General features: G+C 49.0%; 8 protein-coding genes. 5 read left to right on the forward strand and 3 right to left on the reverse strand.

Annotation, left to right across the window (positions count from 1 at the left end; all coding sequences use genetic code 11):
- Positions 1–84: 84 nt before the first annotated feature.
- Genes C4B57_01415 through C4B57_01425 form a run of 3 tightly spaced genes read right to left on the reverse strand, consistent with a single transcriptional unit; the run spans position 85 to position 3,274 of the window.
- A complete protein-coding gene (locus C4B57_01415) occupies positions 85–1,065 on the reverse strand; it encodes a porphobilinogen synthase (GenBank protein ID PXF56129.1) in 981 nt (326 codons plus the stop codon).
- The gene (locus C4B57_01420) at positions 1,062–1,466 is read right to left on the reverse strand and encodes a hypothetical protein (protein ID PXF56130.1); all 405 of its coding nucleotides are present in this window, start codon (positions 1,464–1,466) and stop codon (positions 1,062–1,064) included. The genes C4B57_01415 and C4B57_01420 overlap by 4 nt, the downstream gene beginning before the upstream one ends.
- Positions 1,457–3,274, reverse strand: a complete 1,818-nt coding sequence (locus C4B57_01425; protein PXF56131.1) for an ATPase — start codon at positions 3,272–3,274, stop codon at positions 1,457–1,459. Before C4B57_01425 ends, C4B57_01420 begins: the two co-directional genes overlap by 10 nt.
- A 164-nt stretch (positions 3,275–3,438) precedes the next feature.
- On the opposite strand from C4B57_01425, the gene C4B57_01430 reads away from it, so the two are divergent.
- The 5 genes from C4B57_01430 to C4B57_01450 all read left to right on the forward strand — a co-directional run bounded on the left by C4B57_01430 (position 3,439) and on the right by C4B57_01450 (position 8,402).
- The gene (locus tag C4B57_01430) at positions 3,439–3,618 is read left to right on the forward strand and encodes a hypothetical protein (protein ID PXF56132.1); all 180 of its coding nucleotides are present in this window, start codon (positions 3,439–3,441) and stop codon (positions 3,616–3,618) included.
- Between the two features lie 523 nt (positions 3,619–4,141).
- Positions 4,142–4,918 (forward strand): hypothetical protein, encoded by a 777-nt coding sequence (locus tag C4B57_01435; GenBank protein PXF56133.1) that lies wholly within the window; start codon positions 4,142–4,144, stop codon positions 4,916–4,918.
- Positions 4,919–5,479: 561 nt separating this feature from the next.
- Positions 5,480–6,772: an IMP cyclohydrolase gene (locus C4B57_01440; protein PXF56134.1), complete on the forward strand. Its 1,293-nt coding sequence runs from the start codon at positions 5,480–5,482 to the stop codon at positions 6,770–6,772.
- Positions 6,773–7,167: 395 nt separating this feature from the next.
- Complete coding sequence (locus tag C4B57_01445) at positions 7,168–7,569, forward strand: hypothetical protein (protein PXF56135.1); 402 nt, start codon at positions 7,168–7,170, stop codon at positions 7,567–7,569.
- On the forward strand, positions 7,548–8,402 hold the full coding sequence (locus tag C4B57_01450) for a hypothetical protein (GenBank protein ID PXF56136.1): 855 nt from the start codon (positions 7,548–7,550) through the stop codon (positions 8,400–8,402). Before C4B57_01445 ends, C4B57_01450 begins: the two co-directional genes overlap by 22 nt.
- Positions 8,403–8,604 lie beyond the last annotated feature (202 nt).

Here is an 8,604-nt window from a genome sequence, read left to right on the forward strand (position 1 = left end):
GCAAAGGCTTCAGAAAACAAGGGGCGAGAGCATGTTGGAAGAAGAAGCACCCTGTGATCAGTTACCAGTGGACCACGGACGGGTTCACCGAATATTTACGAGAATCCTTGCCATGTCCTTGGCAAAATAGGTAATTATGACATCGGCCCCTGCACGGCGTATGCTGAGAACAGACTCCTCCATGACACTGGCCTCATCCAGCCATCCTCTGGAAGATGCGGCCTTTATCATTGAGTACTCACCGCTCACCTGATATGCGGCAATCGGAAGGGTGAACTCCTGCCGCAGCAGATGGATTATATCGAGATACGGCATGGCCGGCTTCACCATGAGGATATCGGCCCCTTCCTCAAGGTCCAGCATGGCCTCCCGCATGGCCTCCCTGGCATTTGCAGGATCCATCTGGTATGAGCGGCGATCTCCGGATTTGGGGGCGCACTCCGCTGCTTCACGGAAGGGCCCGTAGAATGATGAGGCATACTTTACGGCATAGGAAAGAATGGGGATCTGATCAAAGCCGTGTTCGTCAAGGGTCTCCCTTATCGCCCCCACACGGCCGTCCATCATATCGGAAGGTGCCACAATGTCCGCCCCCGCCCTGGCGTGGGAGAGTGCGACCTTTGCCAGCAGCTCCAGGGTTGCGTCATTGTCTATCCGGCCGTTTGAGAGTACTCCGCAGTGCCCGTGAGAGGTATACTCGCAAAGGCATACATCTGTCACAACAAGGAGATCGGGTACTGAATTTTTTATGGCGGATACGGCCCTTTGCACCACACCGCTTTTTATCCAGGCATGGGAGCCCCTTGGGTCCTTTTTTTCAGGAAGACCGAATAGAATGACCGCATTGATTCCCAGATCAAAGACCTCTTCGGCCTCTTTTACTACCGCATCCACAGAAAACTGGTAGCATCCGGGCATGGCTTCTATAGGATTTTTAATGCCTTTGCCATGTACAATGAAAAGGGGATAGACAAGGTGTTTCGGGCTTAGGGCAGTCTCACGGATCAGTGCGCGCAGAGATTCCGTGCGGCGCAGTCTCCGGGGACGATATTCAGGGTACATCATGGCAGCCAGTCCTCCAGCTTTCGAAGCAGATCATTTGCAGTAAAAGGCTCCTCGATAAAATCGATGCAGCCCGCATCACGGAAGCGTTCGCGCTCCGAAGGGGAGGCCTCTGCACATATGACTGCTACCGGTATGTCCCGGGTCTCAGGAGATTGCTTGAGAAGCACGCTTATGGACAAGGCATCAAGTATGGGGACATCCTTACGTATAATCACCAGGTCAGGCAACTCGGCCTTTACCAGATCAAGGCCTTCCTGACCGTTTTCCGCAAGGATCAGCCTGAGCCCGGTTTGGTTTACCAGTTTACGGACCGTATCAATCACTGACTGGTCATAATCTACAAGGAGTATGGTCTGGCCTTCTTTCACCTGGCTGCTCTCTGCAAAGAGGATTAATAGCACGTACGAATAAGTCGGTTGATGTACAGCTCCGGATTGTCCACTGCTTCAGCCGAAATATTGAAGACATTCTGTGCGGTCTTTTCCCTTATGAGAGTGAGACCGTATTCAAGAATATTACACAATCTCTCACACTGGGTATATAGATTGGAAGAATCGTCCAGACAACTATACAGCAAGCTGTCCACCGCGTCTTCTTCTAAGTTAATCCTCAGGCCGCAACGTCTAAAGAAAGAGGCCTCATAACTCTTTATCTGTTCTATCCATATTTGTACCTTCTCACTGGCCTCTTTAAAGTCCAAATCTTCTTTCAGGGAGAGATGGGCTACCAGGTCTAACCTCTTAGGTGTGAGCTTAAGCTTGGAGTCTTTCCAATTGGGCAACTCCTCTTGCTCAATACGGGAAATCAGGATCTGTTTTTCCTCGGCAAGCATGGCCTGATACCTTCTCAGCCTTGCCTCGTCATTTAGATTCCCCAAAAGCCTTTGAAGCTCTTCTTCCGGATTATTAACCATACTGCCGGTCACAACCAGGAAAGATATGCTGATTGAGGGCAGCTTCTTTTCAAAGGGCAGCAGTACCCTTTCCACCACGCTTACAAGGGCCCTTGCCCCTGTATGTTCCTGATAGGCCTGACGGGCAAGGAGCCTCAGGGCATCTTCTTCGAATTTGAGGTCTATTCCATAGGCCCTGAAGTCCTGTCTCTTGCTCATGATAACAGGGTTGTTCGGATTACACAGTATTTCAAAGAGATCCTGCTCCGAGAGTTCTTCCAAAATGGCAATAACAGGGAGTCTCCCAACGAACTCGGACTCAAAGCCGTATTCGACAAGGTCCTGTGGCTTTACGTGCCGCAGCCATTCTATCTCATCCTGTGTATCGATCTCTGCTCCAAAGCCTATACCCTTCTTTCTGAGCCTGTTTCTTATTATTTCGCTGAGTCCCTCAAAGGCGCCGCTCACTATGAATAATATACCGCGCGTATTGAGGCTGTGCTTCTCTCTCTTTCCGGTCCTGCGATATCTTTCTATGGCCTCTATCTGGGAAATAGGATCATGAGGGGTACGGATATCCACCTCGGTCTCCTCAAGAGGTTTTAATAAGGCCCTCTGGACCCCGGCCCTGGAGACATCCGGACCGATTATGTGGTGAGAAGACGCAATCTTGTCAATTTCATCTATATAGACAATCCCGTACTGTGCCCTTTCAAGGTCACCATCCGCTTCCTGGACCAGGTCACGGACCAGATCCTCTACGTCTCCCCCCACATAACCTGTCTCACTGAACTTTGTGGCATCGCCCTTTACGAAAGGTATGCCCAGTTTTGCGGCTATCAGCTTGATAAGATATGTCTTTCCAACCCCGGTAGGACCTATGAGGATTATATTATTTTTTATGTTTCCGATCGAATGGGGATCTTTCCCCTTTTCTTGAAGATATGTGATCCTGTTAAAATGAGTACATATCTTTGTTGCCAGGATGGCCTTTGCCATGTCCTGCTTTACTACATATCTGTTCAGGTAGGCCTCGAGCTCCTCCGGCTTGAGATTAAATCTTATTTTCGGGCCCTTCCCGGAATCAGTCCCCTCTTTCCTGTCGGTGCCGTCAGGCTTTGTCTGCCAGGGAAAGACCATCTGTGACACTACCCGTATTCTGCCTCCATACTTTTCGGAAAGATAGTCACTTATCTCCTTTTCCAGGTCCTTTTGTGATGGCAGATCCCCGGTCTTGTCAGACCTCTCGCCGGCGATATAAGGAAGTCCCGTGCCCGGATCATTCAGAGAGCTTTTCTTATTATTTTTCTTTTGCATATCTGTACTTTATACCAGAAACCGGTTATAAGCTCAATCCCGGCCCGTCAAATCCATATTTTTGCATGTAACCGGCCCATGTGATAGCCTTAAAAAATTATGGGATAAGATTAATATATTTTTAATTTAATACAACATTCATCGCTTAACACGTAAATATTCTTATGAACCCTTTATATCCTGCCTTGGAGCGGTTGCCTTTTTCCGGGTTTCAAAGCTCACTCATTGCAGACCGAAAGGGGCAGTGCAATTTGGCCCGCGATCGAAACCCTGCAAAAGGCAAACTGCTCCTGCGGCAGGGGGCACGGATGGCAACCGTTCACGGGAAGGGGATATTTCTTTGAACAGTTTAACGGAAGCCCCCGTAGTTTTCCTGGCTTTTGCTGTGGGGGAAACCCCGGCTCCTGAGCGCAGCGAAGGAGAACGGGGAGGGGGCAAGACTCCCCCATGTCAAAAGCCTTAAGAAAACAAGGGGCTGAAGTGTTAAGTGAAAAGAAATATCCCCTGCCAGTGAACGGTCTGCACAGTGGACTTAAACTGATCACAGGGTGCTTCTTCTGGAAACGATTTGCGTCAGCCCTGTAGTTTTGCCTTTGCCGCAAGGGAAACCCCGGCTCCGGAGCGCAGCGAAGGAGAACGGGGAGGGTCCCATGCTGCAAAGGCCTTAAGAAAACAAGGGGCGGGAGCATGTTGAAAGAAGAAGTACCCTGTGATCAGTTACCAGTGGACCACGGGTTCATAAGAATATTTACCTTAACACCATTTCATAATCCTGTTTAATCAAATAACATAATCATTGCTTTCATGATTGAACAACAACCGGTGACCTTATTTATCAATTTTAAACATTAGTAAGGAGAACTAAAAATGTCCATTCTCAACCATCTCATTTTGTTATTTACGCCCCTCTTTTTTCTGGTCCAGGTCCAGGGATGCCTTGCAGCTGACTGTCCATCCGGGGAGATCATACAACAGGAGTTGAAAGATATCTTCAAGAAAGACATCAGGGTCATAAAGATCCAGCCCAGCCCTGTCTCGGGACTTTGCGAGGTCCAACTGATGTTTAGGGGCCAGAACAGCATCTTATACACTGACTCAAAAGGGGAATTCCTGATAACCGGCCAGATCTTTAAGGCCTCAGACAGGACCAATATCACCAAAGAGGCGATTGCCGGCCTCAATCGTTTTACCGGTTCCGACCTCAGGCGTCTCGAAGACCTGACTGCCTTTAGCGTGGGTTCAAAAGGTGAAGTCGTTTACTTCGTCACTGATCCCCAATGCCCGTACTGTAAAAAAGCGGAAAAAATTGTCACTCATATGGCAGAAGCAGAGGAGTTGCAGTTAAAGGTCCTGCTGTTTCCGCTCAGCTTTCATAAGGGTGCAAAAGAGCAATGCATATCCATTGTTTGCGACAAAAAGGGACTGGAAGGGCTTGAAAGCGGATACCAATCGAAAAATCAGTGCCAGGAGGGAAAAAACAGGATTGAAGATACCCTTCGCTTCCTGAAACAAAAGGGCATAACAGGCGTTCCGACCTATATTTTTAGAGACGGGCGGTATCATTCAGGAGTGCTTGCAGAGCAGGCCATAAAAAAGAGATTAGGGCTTTCAAGGGATGAAGCTGTTCAGAAAGAGGCAAAATAGTCAGGACCTGCCCCCAAGGCTATGTCATGGTGGCACCTGCGGCCCTGTCCGTCATCGAGGCCTTTCATTAACATGCTGTCCATTTGTTCCATTGACGTATTATGGACCCGGGCTATATTGTCCTTCTATGAATTGTGTCCGTTCACAGGTTCAATGGTTCAACCCAAATTATGCACTTCAAACACCGAACAATAAGGAACAAATAGAAAAATTAGTAAGTTATGGTGTATTGTCCAGTTTGGAATGTTCACCCAAAAGGTGCATTCCACCGGAGTTAAAAATTGTTCGGTATTTGAAGCCACAAGGGGCAGCCAATTTTACCAAATCTGCTTTGTTGTCAGGCACTTGAAGTACAAAAGTACGTCTGCGTGCCTTCCGCCTCGCATCTTTGGCAAACTTGGCTGCTGCATAATTCGGGTTCAAAGGTTCAGATACTGCCGGAGAGTGCCCGGACAGCGAACGATCCCCTGAAAGGTGAACCCAGAACCTCGAATCTCGAACCCGTGAATGCCTACTGTTAATTAATGTCCAGTGCCTAATAACAAGGGGAGGAAACCACTGATGAAAGACCTGAAACAGATGTATAAGACAATACTTGGGGACCAGTTTCCTCTGGAACTCCGCATATCCTTCGGGGATCAAACATTGGTCTATCGCAAGCGGACCTGGAAGATAAGGAACGATAAGACCGGAGAGATGGAAGAAAGAGGTATCCGCTACGGGGAAAACCCTGACCAGGAGGCAGCACTTTACGAACTCGTAAATGGAAACCTTGTTCTGGGTGGCTGCTCTTATATTGAGCCTGGAAACGGGCTGGTAAGCTCAATAGACGAAGCGGATATGATTCAGGCAGGCAAGCACCCCGGTAAGATCAATCTCACCGACGTGGATAACTCTCTTAATGTGCTGAAATTCCTTGCCAAAAGCCCTGCCGCCGTCATAGTAAAGCACAACAACCCCTGCGGAGTGGCCTGCAGCAACACCCTTGAGGATGCCTTTTTGAAGGCATTAAGGGCGGACCGGGTGGCTGCATTTGGTGGCTGTGTTTCTCTCAACAGGCCTATAGACAAGTCAACAGCCGAGGCCCTCAGCAACCAGTATCTTGAGGTCGTGTGCGCGCCTGATTATGAAGAGGGCGCAGTAGATATACTGTCCCGGAAGAAAAACCTGAGAATCATCCGGATCAAACGGATTGACCAATTGGAGACCTATTGGGACAGGCGTTTTATAGACTTCAAGAGCCTGATAGACGGAGGAATCATAGTTCAGCAATCCCCCGTGAACAAAATCCGTACCAGGGAGGACTTGAGACCTGCTGAATGTGAATACCAGGGTAAGACATACAAGGTTAAGCGCCTGCCGGATGATAGGGAATACGAAGATATACTGTTCGGCTGGGCAGTTGAGCAAGGAGTTACTTCCAACTCCGTAATCTATGTCAAAAATGGAGTTACCACCGGGATAGGCACAGGGGAACAGGACAGGGTAGGGGTGGCGGAAATCGCTGTCCACAAGGCCTATACAAAGTATGCGGACATTCTCTGCTATGACAGGCTCGGAATACCGTATAAGGAACTTGAGCTGCTGGTAAGCAAAGGAGAGCGTGACGTTGCAGAAAAAGACGAAATCGATCAACAGGTGAAGGCGGACCGGGGCGGGCTCCCAGGCAGTGTTATGGTCTCTGACGCCTTCTTCCCGTTCAGGGACGGGGTGGATGTAGGTATCAGGCAGGGTATTTCGGCCGTTGTACACCCGGGTGGCTCCCTGAGAGATTGGGAATCCATCGAGGCATGTAATGAGGCCGATCCCCCTGTAACCATGGTATTTACAGGTCAGAGGGCCTTTAAACATTAGGTAATTGTTCAAGGGTTCAAAGGTTCAGGGTTCAAGGGTTCAAAGGTTCAGGGTTCAAGGGTTCAAGGGTTCAAGGTTTACCGAAAATCTAACCAGTTGATTTTCGGGTTCTGAAAAGAAAAGCAACCCAGAACGGTGAACTCTGAACCCGTGAACGTAAATATCCTTATGAACCCGTGGTCCGCTGTGGAAGTTGCCATCCGCGCCATGCCGCAGGAGCGGTTTGCCTTTTGCAGGGTTTCGATCGCGGGCCGGATTGCACTGCCTCTCCGGTCCGCGATGAGTGAGCTTTGAAACCCGGAAAAAGGTAACCGCTCCAAGGCGGAATATAACGGGTTCATAAGAATATTTACCCGTGGACGGTCACAATACTGAACAGTAAAGAGTATGGTACCTTGAAGATACCCTTTCTCAAGCTTGTTGAAAAAATAGATCTTCCGAATAATCTCGTTCTGGAGTTCTATGACTACTCCCGTGTTGTAGCCGGAGACAGGTGGTTTGTGGGACTACTTGCCAGGATTCCGATAGAAATCAGTGAAGAAGATTTTGCCGGCAGACCCCGGGAACTTTGCGAAGACTTCTTAAAAGAACACGGAACTGTAATATATTTCGAGCTGAAAAAGGAGAGGAACTTCATAGACGAAAGGGAGAAAGACCGGATACTGAACCAGCTGTTGAATGATCTGAAAGAATATGCATTATCTTACATGGGGCACAAATCCTTTGCTAAGGGATTCATAAGGCGGCAGATTCAAGACTTCGAGGAAAGATGGAAATGGCAAAAAGCGATCACCTGAGTCAGTTGGACCTTCCCGAGATAATCGACTTCCTGTTCAAAAACAGAAAGGATTCGTACAGGACGGCAAAAGAATCTGACTCAACCATCAGGCCAGAGATACTGACAGCAAGATCCCGGGACGGCACTGAGATCCATTGCGGGGTCTTTTCTGGATTACCGGAAGAGCCTCACATCCTGTTTTTCCCGGCCGAGTATGACAGTGAAGCAGATATCATTGATCTGGCAACCGGGTTTGTGCATTTAGGCATTACCCTGATAGCAATGGATTATCGCGAATGCCGGGCGGGTGCCGGAAGACCATCCATCAGCGCCCTGCTCCAGGATGCCGGGGCATTTTATCAGGTTGTTAAAGACTGGTATGCCACAGAACAAAGGACCGGTCCGGTGGTATTCATGGGCCGCTCTCTCGGGTCTGCCATTGCGCTGGACCTTGCCTGCCACTACTGCGATGATTCCCTGGCCCTTATTATGGAAAGCGCCTTTGATTCGACAGAGGACTTTCTTTCAGGCAAAGGGATTCGAATAAATGAATCATGGCCTTCCGGAGAGGATCCTTTTTCAAACCGCTCCAAGATGAGCAATTACAGCAAAGCAGTCCTGTTTCTGCACAGCCACCGAGACGAGGTCGTATCCCTGAACCAGATTGAGTGGCTGGTGGCCGAGAGCCGCTCAAAGGCAACCCAGCTCCAGATCGTCCCCAGCGAAAGCAGAGAGGACATCGCAGAAAAGGCAGGGGATCTCTATTTTATTGTCATAAAAGACTTCCTCAACAGGCGTATGGGTCGAAGGCCGCGCAGAAGGCGGAGAAGTAAAAAAGCTGAGGGCGTATAGCCGCGTCAGCGGATGATCTTCTACACTGGATATTTCATATAAGCGCAGGCGAATTTTGTGACGCAGCACAGGAGGCTCTTTTGAGCCTTCAGAGGCAAGCTGTGATCGTCTTTTCTCAAGCTATGGGTAAAAATACCACCATAGCCAGGATTGAGACGGCAACAGCGCAGATTATTTATGGGGTATAAAATTCGAACAACGA

The sequence above is a fragment of the Deltaproteobacteria bacterium genome (genome assembly GCA_003194485.1).
Lineage (GTDB): Bacteria > Desulfobacterota > Dissulfuribacteria > Dissulfuribacterales > UBA3076 > UBA3076.

Coding starts and splice junctions, on each gene's coding strand:
- C4B57_01415 (PXF56129.1), bottom strand. CDS start 1,065: ATGATGTACCCTGAATATCGTCCCCGGAGACTGCGCCGCACGGAATCT.
- C4B57_01425 (PXF56131.1), bottom strand. CDS start 3,274: ATGCAAAAGAAAAATAATAAGAAAAGCTCTCTGAATGATCCGGGCACG.
- C4B57_01430 (PXF56132.1), top strand. CDS start 3,439: ATGAACCCTTTATATCCTGCCTTGGAGCGGTTGCCTTTTTCCGGGTTT.
- C4B57_01435 (PXF56133.1), top strand. CDS start 4,142: ATGTCCATTCTCAACCATCTCATTTTGTTATTTACGCCCCTCTTTTTT.
- C4B57_01440 (PXF56134.1), top strand. CDS start 5,480: ATGAAAGACCTGAAACAGATGTATAAGACAATACTTGGGGACCAGTTT.
- C4B57_01450 (PXF56136.1), top strand. CDS start 7,548: ATGGCAAAAAGCGATCACCTGAGTCAGTTGGACCTTCCCGAGATAATC.